Source organism: Streptomyces sp. NPDC007991, assembly GCF_042958445.1.
Taxonomy (GTDB): domain Bacteria; phylum Actinomycetota; class Actinomycetes; order Streptomycetales; family Streptomycetaceae; genus Streptomyces.
The window spans coordinates 92,567-110,467 of sequence record NZ_JBIBJD010000001.1; the positions used below are offsets into that span (position 1 = coordinate 92,567).

Here is a 17,901-nt window from a genome sequence, read left to right on the forward strand (position 1 = left end):
TAGCGCTTCCCGGCCTGGCCATCTCGACGGAGGAAGGGCAGATGACCGGCCAAGGACTGGAAGGGTTCTACCGCGCCGGCCGGCGGGTGCTCTCCCGGTGCGAGGTCCGCGTGGCCGGAAGGGAACCGCTCGCCGTGCAGGCCCGCATGGCCGCGGCCGACCGTGCCAGGTTCGTGGGCACGCTCCGCACGTCGCCGCAGGCAGGCCCGGATCCGGACGTGGTCGTGGAACGCAACCGTTTCGCGGACGGCACGGAACGGATCACCCTGCACAGCGCGGCTCCTCGTCCGCTGCGTCTGCCGGTCGAGGTGTCCCTGGGCACGGACCTGGCCGACCTGGGGTCGATCGCCTCGGGCCACGCCGGACCCGAACTCCCCGCCACTGTCCACGACTGCGGCCTGCGCTGGTCCTGCGCCACCGGCAACGCGTCCGTCACAGCCGCACCGCCCCCCTCGGACGCCCTGGCCTCAGCGGGACTGCTGCGGTGGGAGCTCGACCTGCCGCCGGGCGGCAGCAGAAGCGTGGAGCTGCGGGTGCGGCCCGACGGCGCCGGTCCCCTCCGAGCGGTGGGCCGTACGGCGACCAGCCCCCTCGCCGCCGCGCGAGCGGAAGGCGACGACCCGAGAGTCCCCGCACTCCTGAGGACGAGCATCGAGGACCTCCAGGCCCTCCTGCTGCGTGATTCCGCGAACCCCGCCGACACCCACCTCGCGGCCGGGGCACCCTGGCGCTGCGGACTGGCCCCCGCCGACGCGCTCGTGGCCGCCCGGATGGCCCTGCCGCTCGGTACGGACCTGGCAGCGGGAACGCTGCGGATCCTCGCCCGTACCCAACTCACCGGCCCGGGAGCACAGTCCGGGATGATTCCCGGCCCGAGACGGGACGCGGGCCCGCACCTTCCGCCGCAGTGCACCGGTACGGAGGCCACGCTGCTCTTCCCGGTCCTGCTCGCCGAGGCCCGCCGCTGGGGCCTCGGCAAGCAGGAGACGGAGGAACTGCTGCCCGCCGCCGAGCGCTGTCTGACCTGGCTGCGAGCCACCGTGGGCGATGGCACCTACCTGCGCGACCCGCATCCCGGCGGTCCCCTCCGCTGCGAGACACAGGCCCATGCCCACCGCGCCGCGCTCCTCGGCGCCGACCTGCTCGATGCCTGCGGCCGCACGGGCGGACCGGCACTCCGGCAGTGGGCGCAGGCCTTACGGACCGCTTTCCGCGGGGACTTCTGGGCCGACGACCTCGGGGGCGGACGGCCCGCGGCAGCCCGTGCCCCGGACGGCAGGCCGGTGCCTCACCTGGGCGCGGCCGCCGCCCACCTCCTCGACACCGGCCTGCTGGGCGAGGGCGCCCTGGCGCCAGGTCTGCTCGACAAGGTGCAGACCGAGAAGCTCGCCCGGCTGCTCGGCAGCCCTGTCATGGACTCGGGCTGGGGCATGCGCGGACTGGGCGCCAAGGAACCGGGGTTCAATCCGTTCGGCCACCGCGCCGGGGCCGTACGGGTCCAGGAGACCGCACTCGCCGTCGCGGGTCTGGCCGCCGCCGGCTACGAGAAGGAGGCGACCTCGCTGCTGCGCGGCGTACTGGCGGCCGCCGAGACATTCGCCCACCGGCTGCCCGACATGTACGCGGGGGAACAGCGCACGGAGGGGAGCGCCCCTCTCCCGCACCCTGCGGCCTGCCGCCCCGCGGCCACTTCGGCGGCCGCCGGAGTGCTGCTGCTGACCACGCTCGTCGGCATCCGCCCCGACGCTCCGGCCGGGACGGTCACCCTGCGCCCCATGCGCAGCGCGCCCCTGGGCGAGATCGGTTTGACCAGCCTGCGGATCGCGGGCGCCCCGTTCTCCGTGCGGGTCAGCCGGCTCGGCCTCGCCATGGTCGAAGAAGCGGCCGACGGTCTTCAACTGGGGGTGTGACCTGGTACGACGTTCAACTGTCCGACAACCAGAGCCCACCGTGATGTCCATGTCCGACCGAAGTGGATCAGTCGCCGATGCGAACGGCGAAGGGAGTGTTTATCGTCAGGCAGACGACTATGATCGCCGCATGCCCTACGACCCGTCAGCGTTTCCGCCCTTCGCCGTCACCGTGGACCTGGTCGTGCTGACCGTTCGCCGCCATGCCCTGTGTGCGCTGGCGGTACGCAGGGGGGAACCGCCGTTCCAGGGGCGTTGGGCGCTTCCCGGCGGCTTCGTGAGGGCCGACGAGGACCTGGCGCAGGCCGCGGCACGCGAGCTGGCCGAGGAAACCGGACTGCGTGTCCACGATCCGTCCGTCCCCGCACAGGACAACGGGGCGCACCTGGAACAGCTCGCCACCTACGGCGACCCCAAGCGGGACCCCAGGATGCGGGTCGTCAGTGTCGCCCACCTCGCGCTCGCCCCCGACCTGCCCGCGCCCCGGGCCGGCGGCGACGCCAGCAACGCGCGCTGGGCCCCGGTGGAGGAACTGCTGCGGCAGGGCGGCTACGGGCGGGACGCCGAGCCGGTCGCGCCGCTCGCGTTCGATCACGCGCAGATCCTTTCGGACGGAGTGGAGCGCGCCCGCTCCAAGATCGAGTACTCGTCGCTGGCCACGGCCTTCTGCCCGCCCGAGTTCACGGTCGGCGAGCTGCGCCGTGTCTACGAGGCGGTGTGGGGCGTGGCGCTCGACCCGCGCAACTTCCACCGCAAGGTCACCGGCACACCGGGCTTCCTCGTCCCCACGGGCGGGACCACCACCCGCCAGGGAGGCCGCCCGGCTCAGCTCTTCCGTGCCGGTGGTGCGACTCTGCTCAACCCCCCGATGCTGCGCCCCGAGGTCTGACGCGGACCTGACGCGGTTCCGGAACGCCACGCGGCCGCTGTCCGGGCAAGGGTGATCGTCCTGCCCGAGGCAGGCCTCGTGCTGCCCGGAAAATCGGACATAGCGCGCTATCTTGCTGCGGGTGATCCAGGCCTTCGGACTGACCAGCAATCCCCGCAAAGGGCTTCCGCCCGCAGCCGACGACGTCTCCTTCGAGGCGCGAGCGGGCCGAGTCACCGCGCTGCTCGGTGCACCAGGCGCCGGCAAGACGACAGTCCTCAGACTCATGCTGGAACTCCAACAGGGCCGTGGCATCACCCACTTCCGGGGCCGCCCCCTGCACCGCATCGCCCATCCCTCGCGCGAGGTCGGTGTGCTGCTGGGCGACGTGCCGGGGCACCCGGCGCGCACGGTCCGCGGTCATCTGCGCATGCTGTGTGCCGCGGCGGGGGTCCCGGTCCGGCGTGCCGACGAAGTCCTCGAGGCGGTCGGGCTCGTGAGCCTGCGCGACGAACGCCTCGGCACCCTCTCGCGCGGTATGGACCGCCGTCTGGGCCTGGCCTGCGTCCTCCTGGCCGACCCGCACACGCTCGTCCTCGACGATCCGGCCGACGGTCTGTCCGTCCGCGAGAGCCACTGGCTGCACGGCATGCTGCGCGCCCACGCCGCCCAGGGCGGCACGGTCCTGTTCACCACGGCCGACCCCAAGGAGGCCGCCCGCACCGCCGGCCGTGTCGTCACGCTGGAGCAGGGCAGGGTCGTGGCCGACCAGGACGTCGCGGAGTTCTCACGCACCCGCCTGCGTCCCCGGGTCGCCGTACGCAGCCCGCACGCGGCACGTCTGGCGGCTCTCCTGACCAAGCAGGCCCGCACCGCGCGGCGCTCCGTCGAAGTCGTTCGGGAAGGCGGCAACCGCCTGTCCGTGTACGGCAGTACCTGCGCCGAGATCGGCGAGACGGCGTTCCACCACGGCATCGTCGTCCACCAACTCGCCGACGAGATCGGCGACATGGGGCCCGGGGCGGGGGTAGCGCAGGCAGGTGAGCCGCAGGTCGGCGGTGACCCGGCCACGGGCACACCAGGGCAGACGTCGGGCGACTCGCACAGGGCCGCCGACACGGTGCGAACGCCGCCCGACATGCTCGGACACCTCGGCCTCGAGCCGGAGTGCGCGAGTGCCGGACCAGGGCCCGTCACCGACGCTCACCGGACGACCGTTGCGCCCCAGCCCGCGACCGGTGAGCCTCGCCCCGCCCGCGACACAACGAAGCCGACCCCGGTGACCGCCGAAGCTGTGCCCGCCGGCGCCGACCCGCGACGCCTGGCTGAGCCGCGCCCCGCCCTCGACGCACCGAAGCCGGTTCCGGTGTCCGCCGAAGCCGGGGCGGCCGGCGCCGAGTCGGGGCCTGCGGCTGAGCCGCGCTCCGCCCTCAACACACCGAAACCGACCCCGGTGACCGCCGAAGGCGTGGCCGCCGGCGCCGAGCCGCGATGCCCGGCTGAGCCGCGACCTGCCGTTGACGCGCCGAAGCCGGCCGCCGACGGGTCGTTGTCCTCCGACGGGCCCGCTCAGCCCGCCGCAGAGCCGCGCCAACGCCTGGACGCTTCCTCGGCCGGCCACCTGTCCAGCGCCGAGGCCCGGCCTGAGGAGACGACGGCACCTCTGCCGCTCCACCGGGCCGGCGCACGCTCGACGCGCACGCTCGACGCCCTGCCCCCTCTGCCGCCTCCCATCTCCGTCCGCCCCGCCCCCAGTCCGCTCCGCCCCCTCCGCTACGAGATCCGCCGTGCCGCCGGGATCGGCACCGGGTTCCTCACCGGGGCCGCCGTACTCGCCGTTTCCGCCGTGACCGCCGTCGTACTCGCCCGTATCGGGCACACCTCGCAGCCGCGCCTGCTGGCCGCCTGGCCGCAGGAGCTGCCCCTGCCGCCCGCGGCGCTCGGCGCGGGACTGCTCGGCGCGCTGGCCTTCGGGGACGAGTTCCGCCACCCCGCCCTGGCCGCGGACCGGGGCACCGTGCCCCGAAGGCTGGGGCTGCTGGCCGCCAAACTGCTCGTCGCCACGGCCACCGCGCTGATGCTGGCCGCCCTCACCGTCGGCTGCGACGCCGAAGTGCTCTATCTCGTCTACGGACGGGAGCTCGCCCAGGTTCCCGCCGACTGGCTTTCCATGAGTGCGAGTTGGACCGGGCTCGTGGTCGGCTGCGCCTGGGCGGGCGTGCTGGCCGCAGGCGTCTTCCGGTCCACCTCGGCTGGACTCGCCGCCGTGGCGGCCGTACCGCTCCTCGTCGTACCCGCGGTGAACAAGGTCCTGGAAGGACCGTCCGTGCGGACCGCGGCAGGACTGCCCATGCGGCTGCGCGATGCTCTCATGCCGCGATGGCCCTTCGGAGGAGAGCGCTACCTGGAAGCCGCACTCAGTGTGATCTCCCAACCCGTCGGCGGCGCACTGACGTTGTCGCTGACCGCACTGCTCGGCGCGTACCTGCTCACCGCACTACGGAGCCGGTTCCGGTGACGACTGTCCGTAACCCTTAGTCCGGCCATGCGCACAACTCCCCGTGGAACGCCCATTTCTTTCCGATAAGGCGTCAATTGCGACGGGGTGAGCGATCACCCTTTCGTGTGCTTTTCACCAAAGACCTCAAGGGAGTTGGAGACGGCGCCGACAAAGGATGCGTGAGTACCCTTGCGCACACCATGATGACCGCCGCCCGCTCCGCTGACTCCGGCCTCGCGAGCCCGGGCGAACTCGACCGCTACCCCTTCGCGGAGGCCCCCGCGGTCGACCGCGTCGGTCCCCCTGCCTGGGACGGCGGGGACCCCGAGCTGGGCCGGGTGGGCAGGCGCGCCGCGGGCAGCCGCGGCCGCGGGCTGCACGGCCAACTCGTCCAGCAACTGGGTCAGATGATCGTCTCCGGCGACCTGGGCGCCGACCGCCCGCTGGTGCCCGAGGAGATCGGCCAGCGGTTCGAGGTCTCCCGCACCGTCGTCCGCGAGTCGCTCCGCGTCCTGGAGGCCAAGGGCCTGGTGAGCGCCCGCCCGAATGTCGGTACGCGCGTGCGCCCCGTGAGCGACTGGAACCTTCTTGATCCGGACATCATCGAGTGGCGGGCCTTCGGGCCGCAGCGCGACGACCAGCGCCGTGAGCTGAGCGAGCTGCGCTGGACGATCGAGCCGCTCGCCGCCCGCCTCGCCGCCGGGCACGGGCGCGAGGACGTCCAGCAGCGCCTGGCGGACATGGTCGAGATCATGGGGCACGCGATGGCCCAGGGTGATGCGCTCACCTTCTCCCGCGCCGACTCCGAGTTCCACTCGCTGCTCATCCAGGTCGCCGGCAACCGCATGCTGGAGCACCTCTCCGGGATCGTGTCCGCGGCCCTCCAGGTCTCGGGCGGTCCGGTCGCGGGCTGTGACCGGCCGAACGAGACATCGCTGGCTCATCACGGCCGCATCTGTGATGCTCTCGCCAGCGGCGACGGAGCCGCGGCCGAGGCGGCGATGCGGCAACTCCTCACGGTCCATCCCGAGGTGGAACGCGTGGTGCCCGCTCCCCGCGAGCACTGACCGCGTTCCACGGGCGGCGCGGCCGGGTGTGCCACCCCCTCCTGTGGCAGTGCCCGTTTGGTGATCCGCCCCGCGTCGGACCCCGCAGGATCCCCGCGATCCTGCGGGGTCCGACGGCGCGAAAGGGCCGCATGATCCGCCGCAGCGGCCGGGTATCAACCAGGTGTGACCTATTTTGCCCGCGTCTGATCTCTTTTGTTCGCTTACGGGGTGTGACTCGGGCCACGCGGATTGGGCGTAACGCTCGCGGGAAGAACGCGATGACCTAAGAGGTGACAGCCGCGGAGGGAATACGGACGCCGTTGACGGCGCTGTGAATCTTCCCGGCCCCCGCCCGCGCCGTCGGCCCACCTCCAAGCCGGCGGTCGGCTCCTGTCCACTGTGGACGGGGCCGGAAGCCGTTTTCCAACGTTCCGAGAGGTTGTTCGTGTCGGCCAGCACATCCCGTACGCTCCCGCCGGAGATCGCCGAGTCCGTCTCTGTCATGGCTCTCATTGAGCGGGGAAAGGCTGAGGGGCAGATCGCCGGCGATGACGTGCGTCGGGCCTTCGAAGCTGACCAGATTCCGGCCACTCAGTGGAAGAACGTACTGCGCAGCCTCAACCAGATCCTCGAGGAAGAGGGTGTGACGCTGATGGTCAGTGCCGCAGAGCCCAAGCGCACCCGCAAGAGCGTCGCAGCGAAGAGTCCCGCCAAGCGCACCGCCACCAAGCCGGTCGCGGCCAAGACGGTGACCACCAGGAAGCCCACGACCACCGCCACGCCGGCGGCACCCGCCGCCGAGCCCGCCGCCGAGGAAGAGGCGCCCGCCAAGAAGGCAGCCGCCAAGAAGACGACCGCCAAGAAGGCGGCCGCGAAGAAGGCGCCCGCCAAGAAGACCGCGGCGAAGAAGACCAGCGCCAAGAAGGACGACGCCGAGCTTCTCGAAGAGGAGGTGCTCGAGGAGGCCGCTCCCGGCAAGGCCGTCGAGGAGCCCGAGGGCACGGAGAACGCCGGCTTCGTACTGTCCGACGAGGACGAGGACGACGCGCCCGCCCAGCAGGTCGCCGCCGCCGGTGCCACCGCAGACCCGGTCAAGGACTACCTCAAGCAGATCGGCAAGGTCCCGCTGCTCAACGCCGAGCAGGAGGTCGAGCTCGCCAAGCGCATCGAGGCCGGTCTGTTCGCCGAGGACAAGCTGGCCAACGCCGACAAGCTCGCCCCGAAGCTCAAGCGCGAGCTGGAGATCATCGCCGAGGACGGCCGCCGCGCCAAGAACCACCTCCTGGAGGCCAACCTCCGACTGGTGGTCTCCCTGGCCAAGCGCTACACCGGCCGCGGCATGCTCTTCCTGGACCTCATTCAGGAGGGCAACCTCGGTCTGATCCGCGCGGTCGAGAAGTTCGACTACACCAAGGGCTACAAGTTCTCCACGTACGCCACCTGGTGGATCCGTCAGGCGATCACTCGCGCCATGGCCGACCAGGCCCGCACCATCCGTATCCCGGTGCACATGGTCGAGGTCATCAACAAGCTCGCGCGCGTGCAGCGCCAGATGCTCCAGGACCTGGGTCGCGAGCCCACCCCGGAGGAGCTGGCCAAGGAGCTCGACATGACCCCCGAGAAGGTCATCGAGGTCCAGAAGTACGGTCGTGAGCCCATCTCACTGCACACCCCGCTGGGCGAGGACGGCGACAGCGAGTTCGGTGACCTCATCGAGGACTCCGAGGCGGTCGTTCCGGCCGACGCGGTCAGCTTCACGCTCCTCCAGGAGCAGCTGCACTCCGTGCTCGACACCCTGTCGGAGCGCGAGGCGGGCGTCGTCTCGATGCGCTTCGGTCTCACCGACGGTCAGCCGAAGACCCTCGACGAGATCGGCAAGGTCTACGGCGTCACGCGTGAGCGGATCCGCCAGATCGAGTCCAAGACCATGTCGAAGCTGCGCCACCCGTCCCGTTCGCAGGTGCTGCGCGACTACCTCGACTAGGTCGCATCCTCGAAGGCGCCCCTGACCTCGGGTTTTATCGGTCAGGGGCGCTTTGTATTGCCAGCGCAGCGCTCCTAGTCCAGATATCACACCTCTTGGCATATGCTTGCGGCATGAGCGCAAATCCGGACATAGCCTCGCTCCTCGACTCCTGGCTGCTTCACCTCTCCGCCGAGCGGAAGAGCGTGCAGACGCGCAAGACCTACGGTGACGGAGTCCGTGCCCTTCTGCGCTGGTGCGAAGTGACGGAGCGTTCCCCGGTCCTCGACCGGCCGACCGTGAACGCCTTCGTCGCTGCCTTGCTGGACGGGGGAGCAGAGGCATCCACGGCGCGGTCACGGCAACTGGCCGTGCGCCGCTTCTCGGCCTGGCTCGCCGAGGAGGGCGAGATCGCTGCCGATCAGCTCGTGAACCTCAAGCCGCCGCAGCTCGACCACAAGGTGGTGCAGGAGCTCGACGACGATCAGTGCCGGCTACTGATCAAGGCATGTACCGGGCCGGACTTCCGTGACCGCCGTGATGAGGCGATCGTCCGGCTGATGATCGAGACCGGGGCGCGAGCGGGTGAGGTCGTGGCTATGAACATCGGGGATGTCGATCTCAAGGCGGGCATGGCGGTCGTCAGGCGCGGCAAGGGCGGAAAAAGCCGCACCGTGCCCTTCGGCGCACAGACCGGCCGGGCCATCGACCGCTACCTGCGGGCCCGCCGGACACACCGGCTGGCGGGGCTCCCGGACCTGTGGCTGGGCGACAGGAGCAAGGGCTTCACCTATCAGGCGTTGTACAGCGCACTGAAGGGGCGCGCCGATGCGGCCGGGATCCTAGACTTCCACCCACATGTTCTCCGCCACACCGCTGCCGGGCGATGGCTTGCCCGAGGTGGTTCCGAGGGCGGGCTGATGGCCGTGGCGGGATGGTCGCGCCGCGACATGATCGACCGATACACCCGTTCGACATCCGAGCGCCGCGCCGCCGAGGAGGCCCGCCGACTCAACCTGGGGGACCTGTGAAGTATCTCCGTCCCTTGCCCTGTAGCAAGCCACCGCCGGGCTCGCCGTTCGTCCAACCGACCCAAACCGTGCTGATACTGCGCTGCGCTACCTGCAAGCGGAAGGTGGCCTACGTCACGGACGCGGGCGGCCTGATTTGGTGGCGGGGTAGAGGTCGCCACGAAACCTGCGGCGTCTTCGACTTCGACTCCGTGAAGGGGCGCGTAGCGCCGCTTTACCGTGAGTTCGGAAGGACCGGCGTGCAGCAGCCAGCGGTCGAGATCACGCCGCTCCCGCACAGCGCATGCTAGTCTCGGCAGTCCGGCGCTTAGCGCTGTGTAACCGTCGACGCGAGCTGCACGCGGCAGTGACTTCGACCGGCGGCCTACAACAGGCCGAATGACGGGCCGGGAAGATCCAGAAGGATTGGACTTCCTCCTGTCATGAACTCGCGCAATGCGAGCGCTGCTGAGCGCTCCATGCTGGCCCAGATCGCTGCCCACACGCTCTGGGCTACCTGCGATGACCCCACAGCGCACACCGCTCCGGCTCGTAAGGCATTCCTCGACCGCTTCGAGCGTGAGGTAGACCCTCACGGCACCCTCACCACGGAAGAGCGCGCGCGCCGAGCTGCGCATGCTCGTAAGGCGTACTTCGCACGGCTCGCCCTGGCCTCGTCAAGGGCCCGCGCTGCCAAGGCCGCCGGACGCCGGGATGGTGAAGTGGCGTGAACAGGGGAAAGGGCCCCGGCAAGGGCCCCATCCAGGAAGCGGTGGAAGCTTCGAACTCCACTGTAGAGCACATGGCCGTGTGCGACTTCTGCAATGGTCAGAGTGTGGCCTGGCAGTACCCGTGCCGGACCTTCACCCGCCGTGTCGCAGGCGTCCTCGTCGTCGTGGCAGGTGCCTGGAACGCGTGCATGCCCTGCCACCGGCTCGTCGAAGCCGACCGGTGGGCGGAGCTGCGACAGCGGTCTCTGAGAATCTACAAGGCCGCGCACGGGCCTCTGACGGCCGCTGCAGACACGGCGATCGCCGCAGACCTGGCGCCGCTATGGCTTCAGTTCCGGACTAACCGGACCGGTCCCGCAGAGCGGATCGGGGGTGCGGTGTGACCTTCGACGACTTTCTCGAAAAGCTCCGCAGTCATGGCAGCTCGGTCACGGGCTCGGGCACCATGTACAAGGCCAATTGCCCTGCCCACGAAGACCAAAAACCCTCGCTGTCTCTCTGGTCCAGCAGCGGCGGCCACCCCTTCTTCTACAAGTGCCACGTGGGATGCACCAAGGAGGAGATCCGGGCTGCGCTCAGCCTGCCCAACGGGCACCGGCCCGGCGTTGGCAAGGCTGCTACGGCCGAGGTCGACTGGGTCGCCTCATACGAGTACACCGACGAGCGCGGCGCGGTGCTGTTCGTGAAGGAGCGCGGGACCCCGAAGGCCTTCCGCATCTACCGGCCGCTCACCGGCGGCAAGAGGCAGTACAAGAGCGTGTTCACCGGCGGCGCCGCCTCTCGCAAGGTCCTCTACCGGCTGCCCGCAGTCCTCGAAGCCGTCCGCGATGGCCACGCTGTATACGTGGTGGAGGGCGAGAAGGACGTGCACTCGGTCGAGAAGGCCGGCGGCGTCGGCACCTGCAACTACGAGGGAGCAGCTAACGCCGGGCAGAGGGCGAAGTGGCGCCCGGAGTACGGCGACACTCTCAGCGGCGCGCACGTCGTCATCGTCGCGGATAAGGATGTTCCCGGACGCGCACATGCCGAGACGATCGTCGCAGACCTGACCGGCAAGGCGGCCTCCGTCAAGGTGGTGGAGGCGAAGGAAGGCAAGGACTTCACCGATCACTTCCAGGCCGGATATGGGCTCGCCGACCTCGTGGAAGTCGTGGCGCCGGAGACGGACGGCTCGGCGTTGCTTGACGATGTGGAGGCCTTCCACCGCCGGTTCAACGCCCTGCCCTCGGAGGCGGCCTACGTCGCCGTGACACTGTGGGACGCACACACGCACCTGCTCGACTGCTTCGAGTCCACCCCGCGGATCGCGTTTCTGTCCCCCGAGCCAGGCAGCGGCAAGACTCGCGCCCTGGAGATCTGCGAGACGCTGGTGCCACACCCTATGGCCGCAGTGAACTGCACCCCCGCCGCTCTCTTCCGCGCGGTGTCCGACCTCGACGGCGGGCGTCCCACTGTCCTCTTCGACGAGATCGATACCGTGTTCGGCCCCAAGGCCAAGGACAACGAGGAGCTGCGCGGTCTGCTCAACGCCGGGCACCGCCGCTCCGGCAAGGCGTACCGGTGCGTTGGCGACGGCGCCAATCAGAAGGTGCAGGCGTTTCCCTCGTACGCCGCCGTCGCCATGGCTGGCCTCGGCGACCTCCCCGACACAATCCTCACCCGCTCCATCGTCATCCGAATGCGGCGCCGGGCCCCGGGCGAGAGGGGCGAAGCGTACCGGGCCCGTACTCACGAGCCAGAAGGCCACCAGCTCCGTGATCGGCTCGCACACTGGGTCGGCGTTGTGCGCAACAAGGTCGATGGCGCCTTCCCAGACATGCCCGAGGGCATCACCGACCGCCCGGCGGATGTGTGGGAGCCGCTACTCGCTGTCGCGGATGCGGCTGGCGGTGAGTGGCCGGAGCGGGCCCGCGCGGCGTGCGTCGAGCTGGTGAGGGCCTCTCAGGCGGGCGACCGCGGGTCGCTCGGCATCAAGCTCCTGGCCGACCTGCGCGAGATCTTTGCCGGAGCTGACCGCATGTCCACGGCGCAGATCATCGAGAAGCTAACCTCCCTCGACGACTCCCCGTGGGCGGACCTCCGGGGTAAGCCGCTGGATGCCCGCGGCCTTGCCCGGAGGCTCCGCGAGTACACCACCGCAGAAAACAAGCCGATCAAGGCCCGCAACATTAAGACGGCAGCTGGAGTACATAAGGGCTACCACGCAGAGGATCTACACGACGCCTGGTCCCGCTACCTTCCAGCGGTCGGCCCGAAGTCCGCTACCTCCGCTACCGATGCTGCAGCCTCCACTCCGACCAGCGGAAACAAGATAGCTCACGAGGGAGGGGAAGACCTCTTCGCATCGGCTACCACTGCGGGTGTATCCGCTACCACTGCCTCGGCCGCTACCAGCAACTGTGCCCCGACCAGCGGCGTACCGAAGGTAGCGGAGGTAGCGGACCTGTCGGTAGGGAAGCGGAGTGGCCTTCTCGGCCCCGAAGGCTACTGCTCTAGCTGTGGCAGCCCCCGAACCAGTCATGATCTGGGCTGCCGCACCAAGGGCTGACGAAGGAGATCGGCATAGGAGTGGCGAGGGCTGCGCTTGGAAGGATCGCGCAGCCTGAGCTGCTCGTCGCGGGACCGAAGGTGGCGCGGGCGGCGAGGTGGGCGGTAGAGGGGAAGGTCCTGCCGTTCACCTCCCCATCGCCGTCGCCGAAGAGGATGTGGGCTCCGGCGTAACGCCGGTCCGGTGGACGTAGGGCTCGGACAGAGCACACTGCGCGCCGTAACAGTGTCCGTCACGGTCGCCGTCGAGCTCGCCGACATGGTCACCGTCGTCGTCACGGTCGCCTCACCCATGGATGTCGCTGTCACCATCGAGCTGGTGACCGTCCCCGAAATGTTGTGGAGACAAAGTTGTCGGTAAGTGAGGTCGCACGACCTTAACTCGGAGTGTGACCCGTTGGTCACCTTTCGCTTAGCAGCCCTGGCCCCACATGGATGTGAAGGCGAGGCCGGGCGGGTAACCTCTCCTCGACCGAAGAGAAGTCGACGGCGTCCCTCGGTCATTCTCGGCGAGGTGGTCCGGCCGGGTGCCGGAATTCCGCGAGGGTGGTCATGCCAACATGAGGCCGAAAGACCTCATGTTGGGTGAGCACGAGCGTGCCGGATGGGGGGGAGGTGCGGCGACGTCGCCGAGAGCGAGCGGATGACCCCGCCCCCGGCTCCGTTTCTCTCTCTATTCAAATTTGAAGTTCCTTCTGAGGCGATCATGTCCGTGACCTGCTACGTTTCATGCGATCTTTGCGGCAAGCGTATGGACGGCCTGCCGCGTAGTGCTCGCCGCAAAAATGACATCCGCTTCGACGGCTGGCGGACCGGCTAAGGCTCTCGGGCATTAGGGTGCGAGATGTGCAGCGCCTCCTCGTTCTCTTCGACCTCGACAACACCCTCGTGGACCGGCGGGAAACCCTCGCCGACTGGGCCGCCGAATTCACGGCGCGGCACGGTCTGGAGGACAAGGAGCAGGCATACGTCCTGGGTGTGGTGTCCGAGCGGGCCTATCCGTCCACCTTTGACGCGATCCGCACCCGGTACCTGCTGCCCGTATCGACTGCGGGGTTGTGGCGCGCCTACTGCACCGACATCGCGGCTATGGTGTCGTGCCCGGCCGAGGTCCTCGATGGCTTGGACGAGCTGCGCGAGGCTGGCTGGCGAGTGGGGGTGGCGACCAACGGTGCGGTGGATATCCAGCGCACCAAGCTGCGAGCCACCGGTATCTCCGAGCGCGTGGACGGCGTCTTCGTCTCCGAGGAGGCCGACGCGCGCAAACCGCAGACCCGGCACTTCGCCCTGGCCGCAGCCCGTTGCGGCGGTGTGCTGGGCGACGGCGGCTGGATGGTCGGCGACAACCCAGTCAACGACATCGGCGGCGGACGCTCTGCGGGGCTGCGCACCATCTGGGTCAATAATGGCCGCTCCTGGCTGCCGGACGACCCCGGGCCCGATCACACGGTGCCGCATGCACGCGCCGCCATCGACCTCCTGCTTCTGTACGCCGCCGACCACGCAAGGATCACAGCATGACGAACACCGTCGGGCTTCTGCACCCCGGCAGCATGGGATCTGCCTTCGGCACCCAGCTGCGGGCCCGCGGCCACAGCATGCTGTGGTGCCCCGACGGACGTAGCGACACAACTCGTCGTCGGGCCGAGCAGGCGGGTCTCCAACCCGAGCCACTGTCCGAGCTCGTCTCCCGCTCCGACGCACTACTCTCCCTGTGCCCGCCGGCCGCCGCGGAGGAGGTCGCCGCCCAGGTGGCCGAGCTCCGCACAGCCAGCGTCAGCGTGGACACGATCTATGTCGAAGCGAACGCCGTTGCGCCGCTCCGCGTGCACGCGTGCAGCGCATCGCCGACCGCCTGACCCCGATGCCAGTCATCGACGCCGCGGTGGTCGGATCGCCTCCGGTAGGCGGCAAGACCCCGACGCTCTATCTGTCCGGCCCCGGCAAGCAGGCCGACCGGATCGCCGAACTCTTCGCGGGAACCGATGTACGGACCCACGTCCTGGGCGACAGCGTCGGCCAAGCCTCCGCACTCAAGCTCGCGTACTCGAGCTACCAGAAGGTCTCCCGAGTCCTCGCTGCCGTGGCATACGGAGCGGCCGAATCGTACGGAGTCGCGGACGAGCTGTTGGTGATCGCGGCCCAGCGCTCCCGCAGCTACCTCGTGGAGACCGACTACATCCCCAAGACTGCTGCCCGCGCTTGGCGTTGGGGCCCAGAGCTTGCGGATGCAGCGGCTCTGCTCGCCGACGCCGGCCTACCGGATTCCCTCATGCACGCCGCTGTCGCGACGCTCGCGCGGTGGGACGGCAACAAAGACGACCGGCTGGATATCGCCGAGGCGCTGGAGGCCCTGCGCGGTGAGCGAGACCTGGGCCACCCGAGTTGAGAAGATTGCTCCGCTGGGTCACTGACCTCCCTGTCGGTCAGGCGCGAGATGACGTGGTGCGGACGATGTCGTCGATCCTCTTCGCTGCTTTACGGGGTGCCGTCGTATCCGTGTCCACGCGCAGCTCCCACTGAGCCTGCGGATAGGCCGCAAGATCGGCCTGAGTGGCGTCCCACGCGGCCAGCCGAGCCGCCGTGTCGGTGTCGCCCCGCTGTGGCGAGCGGAGGGCGGTGGTCTCCTTGGAGCACCACAGCAGAACCCTTACCCAGTGCGCCGGGAAGAGGGTGCTCACCTGCTCCATCCCCGCCATCTGACCGAGGTGGACCACGGGCGTCCTGCCGCCTTGCATGGCCTGGTCGAGGCCGGGCCGGTCGACGACGTAGATGTTGCCGTACCGGTCGTTGCGGTAGATGACATCGCCGCGTGCCTCTAGGTCGGCCAGCTGCTCCGGTGTGCCCATCCGGTAGCCCTTGGTTTTCCCAGTCCCGATCTTCAGCCGGGTGAACGTCACGTACCGCGCGTCGAGCTCGGTGAGTGCCCCCGTGATCGTGTCCTTGCCTGCAGCTGGCGGCCCGTACAGCAGGATGCCCTGCCTCCTGGAACACCGTCCCGAAGACCTGGCGCACCTGGTCCGTGAGCGAAATCGCGGCACAAGCCGGTTGTCGACAGTCAAATGCGGTACTACGGGTCGCAGTTCGAGATCGATCCCGGCGGCGTAAGTGTCCCAGTTCTGGAGTTTCCAGCTGTCCCGGGCCGCGGACCGGAAGCTGATGTACTCGTGCATCGTGTCGAGGTCGCACTTGATCCAGACGACAACGACGGTGACGCCACGCGCTTCGCAGCGGTTGATCAGGCGTCGCATCCACCGGGGATCGGTGGCCTCGGCGATGAACGGGGCAGAGAGTACGGTGCTGATCGCGCAGTCGACGTTCGCGTACGCGGTCTCCAGCAGGCACTGGTACTCCAGTGGGCGGACCTTCTCCCGGTAGAGGTCGGTGTGCCGGTCGTTCGGCTCGCTGCCCATCTCCACAAGGAGGCGCTCGACGAGGGGGCGCGTGATGGGGTCCTTGTCGAGGACGGGCCAGCCAGTGAGCTGGGATATGAAGCGAGCGAACTCCGATTTCCCGCTGCCCGCGTAGCCGCCGACCAGCATCAGTGTCGGCTTGTTCGGGTCGCCGCCGGTGTGGCGGCGCTTCCAGGCGTCGAGGATGCGCTGCTGTACGCCCTGCCCGTCCGTGTCTTCCGTACCGGGCGTGAGCTGGAGCAAGGCGCGCTCCACAGCCAGCACGTGGGCTCCGTTGTGTGGTTCGCTCGACGCGGTGAACTCGAGCTTCCTGGCCTCGTCGGGCAGAGCGTTGCGAAAGCCGAGCTCAGGCTCGGTGGCGCGGTACAGCAGGCAGTACGCGCGACGGTAGTGCGGTCCGGGGTAGACCTCACCCTGCTCGTGCTGCCACAGAGTCTGGAAGTTGGCGGCCGGCACCGCGAGTCCTGCAGCCCGGGCCACCTCGCGCAGACTGCTCGGCGAGACAACAGCAAGGCGCTCCCTCGACCTCTCCGACATCTCCCCTCAGGAGCAGGCCGCCCTGGTCGAGGGGCGCGCGAACCACCTGATCCCCTCGGCCGCGGTGCTCGCCGAGAAGATCGAAGCCGCTCAGGCGGCGGGACGGCCGTTCGTCGTCAAGTACGGCATCGACCCGACATCGCCCGACGTCCACCTCGGACACGCGGTACCGATCATCATCGCCAGCCGGTTCCAGCGGATGGGCCACCACGTCGTCTTCATCATCGGCGACGTCACAGCCAAGATCGGCGACCCTTCGGGACGCTCCTCGGAGCGACCGCCCCTCACCGACGAGGACATCGCCCGCAACCTGAGCGGCTACCAGCAGCAGGTCACGCCGTTCATCGACTTCGAGCGCGCCAGTCTCCGCTTCAACGGCGAGTGGCTGAACAAGGTCACCCTGCCAGAGCTCGTCGGGGTCCTCGCCCGGGTCCCTGTCTCCATGTCCCTCCAGCGCGAGGACTTCCGTACCCGGCTCGCCGAAGGCCACGGGCTGTCCGTCGCCGAGTTCGTCTACTCCGTCGTCATGGCGTGGGACTCGGTGGCCATCGACGCCGACGTCGAACTCGGCGGCGTGGACCAGCTGCTGAACCTCCAGATGTGTCGCAAGGTCATGGAGATCTCCGACCAGACCCCCGAGGTCGTCATCACCACCCCGCTCATCGAGGGCACCGACGGCACCGGCACCAAGATGAGCAAGAGCAAGGGCAACTACGTGGGCCTGACGGCATCGCCCGATGACGTCTACGGCCGGCTGATGTCCATCCCCGACCACCTGACCGAGCAGTACCTCCAGCTGCTCACAGAGTGGACGGACGACGAGATCCGAGTGGTTGCCAAGCGCCTGGAGGAGGGAACCGCGCACCCGATGGCGATCAAGCGCATTCTGGCCGGCGAGGTGGTGGCCGCTCTGCACGGCCTCGACGCGGCTGCCGCTGCCCGTGCGGAGTTCACGGCGCGCTTCTCCAAGCGCTCCTTCGGGGACACCCAGAACCTCCCCGTCGTCTCCCTAAAGGATCACGCCGAGGAGACGCTCGGGGTGCTGATCAGCCGCACCCTGGACTTCGCTCCCAGCATCTCCGCCGTCCGGCGTGTGGCTCAGCAGAAGGGTCTTCGCCTGATCCGCGAATCGGACGGAGACCAGCAGACGACGCCGCTCGCGGAGGCTGCTGTCCAGCAGACGCTCGGCGCAGTCGTGAGCGAGGTAGGTGCACTCGAAGGTGCCGAGCTGTACCTCAAGGTGGGCCGCAAGGTCGCCCGTATCGACGCCTGAGATTCAGATGCGGCACCGGCTCGCCCTTGTGGGCCGGTGCCGTTCTGTTTGGAGGCTTGGCTTGGGGGCCGACGTCCCGTACGTCACCAGCTCTCGCTGC

At 69.3% G+C, this 17,901-nt stretch carries 11 protein-coding genes and 1 pseudogene; 11 read left to right on the forward strand and 1 reads right to left on the reverse strand.

The window, feature by feature from the left end:
- Nucleotides 1–41 precede the first annotated feature (41 nt).
- The 10 genes and pseudogenes from ACFZDA_RS00380 (at nucleotide 42) to ACFZDA_RS00425 (ending at nucleotide 14,967) form a co-directional block, all read left to right on the forward strand.
- Nucleotides 42–1,910 carry a glycogen debranching N-terminal domain-containing protein gene (locus tag ACFZDA_RS00380; protein WP_391072658.1) on the forward strand — a complete coding sequence of 623 codons (1,869 nt, stop codon included), beginning with the start codon at nucleotides 42–44 and terminating at the stop codon, nucleotides 1,908–1,910.
- A 130-nt stretch (nucleotides 1,911–2,040) separates the two neighbouring features.
- Nucleotides 2,041–2,799, forward strand: a complete 759-nt coding sequence (locus tag ACFZDA_RS00385; RefSeq protein WP_010034909.1) for an NUDIX domain-containing protein — start codon at nucleotides 2,041–2,043, stop codon at nucleotides 2,797–2,799.
- 121 nt (nucleotides 2,800–2,920) lie between these two features.
- Nucleotides 2,921–5,296 (forward strand): ATP-binding cassette domain-containing protein, encoded by a 2,376-nt coding sequence (locus ACFZDA_RS00390; RefSeq protein WP_391072661.1) that lies wholly within the window; start codon nucleotides 2,921–2,923, stop codon nucleotides 5,294–5,296.
- A 161-nt stretch (nucleotides 5,297–5,457) separates the two neighbouring features.
- On the forward strand, nucleotides 5,458–6,345 hold the full coding sequence (locus ACFZDA_RS00395) for an FCD domain-containing protein (protein ID WP_391072664.1): 888 nt from the start codon (nucleotides 5,458–5,460) through the stop codon (nucleotides 6,343–6,345).
- 427 nt (nucleotides 6,346–6,772) lie between these two features.
- The gene (locus ACFZDA_RS00400; RefSeq protein ID WP_391072666.1) at nucleotides 6,773–8,311 is read left to right on the forward strand and encodes an RNA polymerase sigma factor; all 1,539 of its coding nucleotides are present in this window, start codon (nucleotides 6,773–6,775) and stop codon (nucleotides 8,309–8,311) included.
- A 113-nt stretch (nucleotides 8,312–8,424) separates the two neighbouring features.
- On the forward strand, nucleotides 8,425–9,321 hold the full coding sequence (locus ACFZDA_RS00405) for a tyrosine-type recombinase/integrase (RefSeq protein ID WP_391072669.1): 897 nt from the start codon (nucleotides 8,425–8,427) through the stop codon (nucleotides 9,319–9,321).
- Nucleotides 9,322–11,181: 1,860 nt separating this feature from the next.
- A pseudogene (locus tag ACFZDA_RS00410) lies at nucleotides 11,182–12,411 on the forward strand (DUF3631 domain-containing protein); the annotation flags it as partial.
- Between the two features lie 1,013 nt (nucleotides 12,412–13,424).
- Nucleotides 13,425–14,099 carry an HAD-IA family hydrolase gene (locus ACFZDA_RS00415; RefSeq protein WP_391072671.1) on the forward strand — a complete coding sequence of 225 codons (675 nt, stop codon included), beginning with the start codon at nucleotides 13,425–13,427 and terminating at the stop codon, nucleotides 14,097–14,099.
- Nucleotides 14,096–14,437 (forward strand): NAD(P)-binding domain-containing protein, encoded by a 342-nt coding sequence (locus tag ACFZDA_RS00420; RefSeq protein ID WP_391072674.1) that lies wholly within the window; start codon nucleotides 14,096–14,098, stop codon nucleotides 14,435–14,437. Before ACFZDA_RS00415 ends, ACFZDA_RS00420 begins: the two co-directional genes overlap by 4 nt.
- The gene (locus ACFZDA_RS00425; protein WP_391072677.1) at nucleotides 14,413–14,967 is read left to right on the forward strand and encodes a DUF1932 domain-containing protein; all 555 of its coding nucleotides are present in this window, start codon (nucleotides 14,413–14,415) and stop codon (nucleotides 14,965–14,967) included. Before ACFZDA_RS00420 ends, ACFZDA_RS00425 begins: the two co-directional genes overlap by 25 nt.
- 37 nt (nucleotides 14,968–15,004) lie before the next feature.
- Here the strand turns inward: ACFZDA_RS00425 and ACFZDA_RS00430 are convergent, their stop codons facing one another.
- Nucleotides 15,005–16,471, reverse strand: a complete 1,467-nt coding sequence (locus ACFZDA_RS00430; protein ID WP_391072680.1) for an AAA family ATPase — start codon at nucleotides 16,469–16,471, stop codon at nucleotides 15,005–15,007.
- On the opposite strand from ACFZDA_RS00430, the gene tyrS reads away from it, so the two are divergent.
- The gene (gene tyrS / locus ACFZDA_RS00435; RefSeq protein WP_391072683.1) at nucleotides 16,434–17,801 is read left to right on the forward strand and encodes a tyrosine--tRNA ligase; all 1,368 of its coding nucleotides are present in this window, start codon (nucleotides 16,434–16,436) and stop codon (nucleotides 17,799–17,801) included. The two genes, ACFZDA_RS00430 and tyrS, sit on opposite strands and share 38 nt — an antisense overlap.
- Nucleotides 17,802–17,901 lie beyond the last annotated feature (100 nt).

Bases quoted from the DNA above. Each gene is read 5' to 3' on its own strand.
- ACFZDA_RS00380 (WP_391072658.1), top strand. From the start codon at position 42: ATGACCGGCCAAGGACTGGAAGGGTTCTACCGCGCCGGCCGGCGGGTG.
- ACFZDA_RS00385 (WP_010034909.1), top strand. From the start codon at position 2,041: ATGCCCTACGACCCGTCAGCGTTTCCGCCCTTCGCCGTCACCGTGGAC.
- ACFZDA_RS00405 (WP_391072669.1), top strand. From the start codon at position 8,425: ATGAGCGCAAATCCGGACATAGCCTCGCTCCTCGACTCCTGGCTGCTT.
- ACFZDA_RS00420 (WP_391072674.1), top strand. From the start codon at position 14,096: ATGACGAACACCGTCGGGCTTCTGCACCCCGGCAGCATGGGATCTGCC.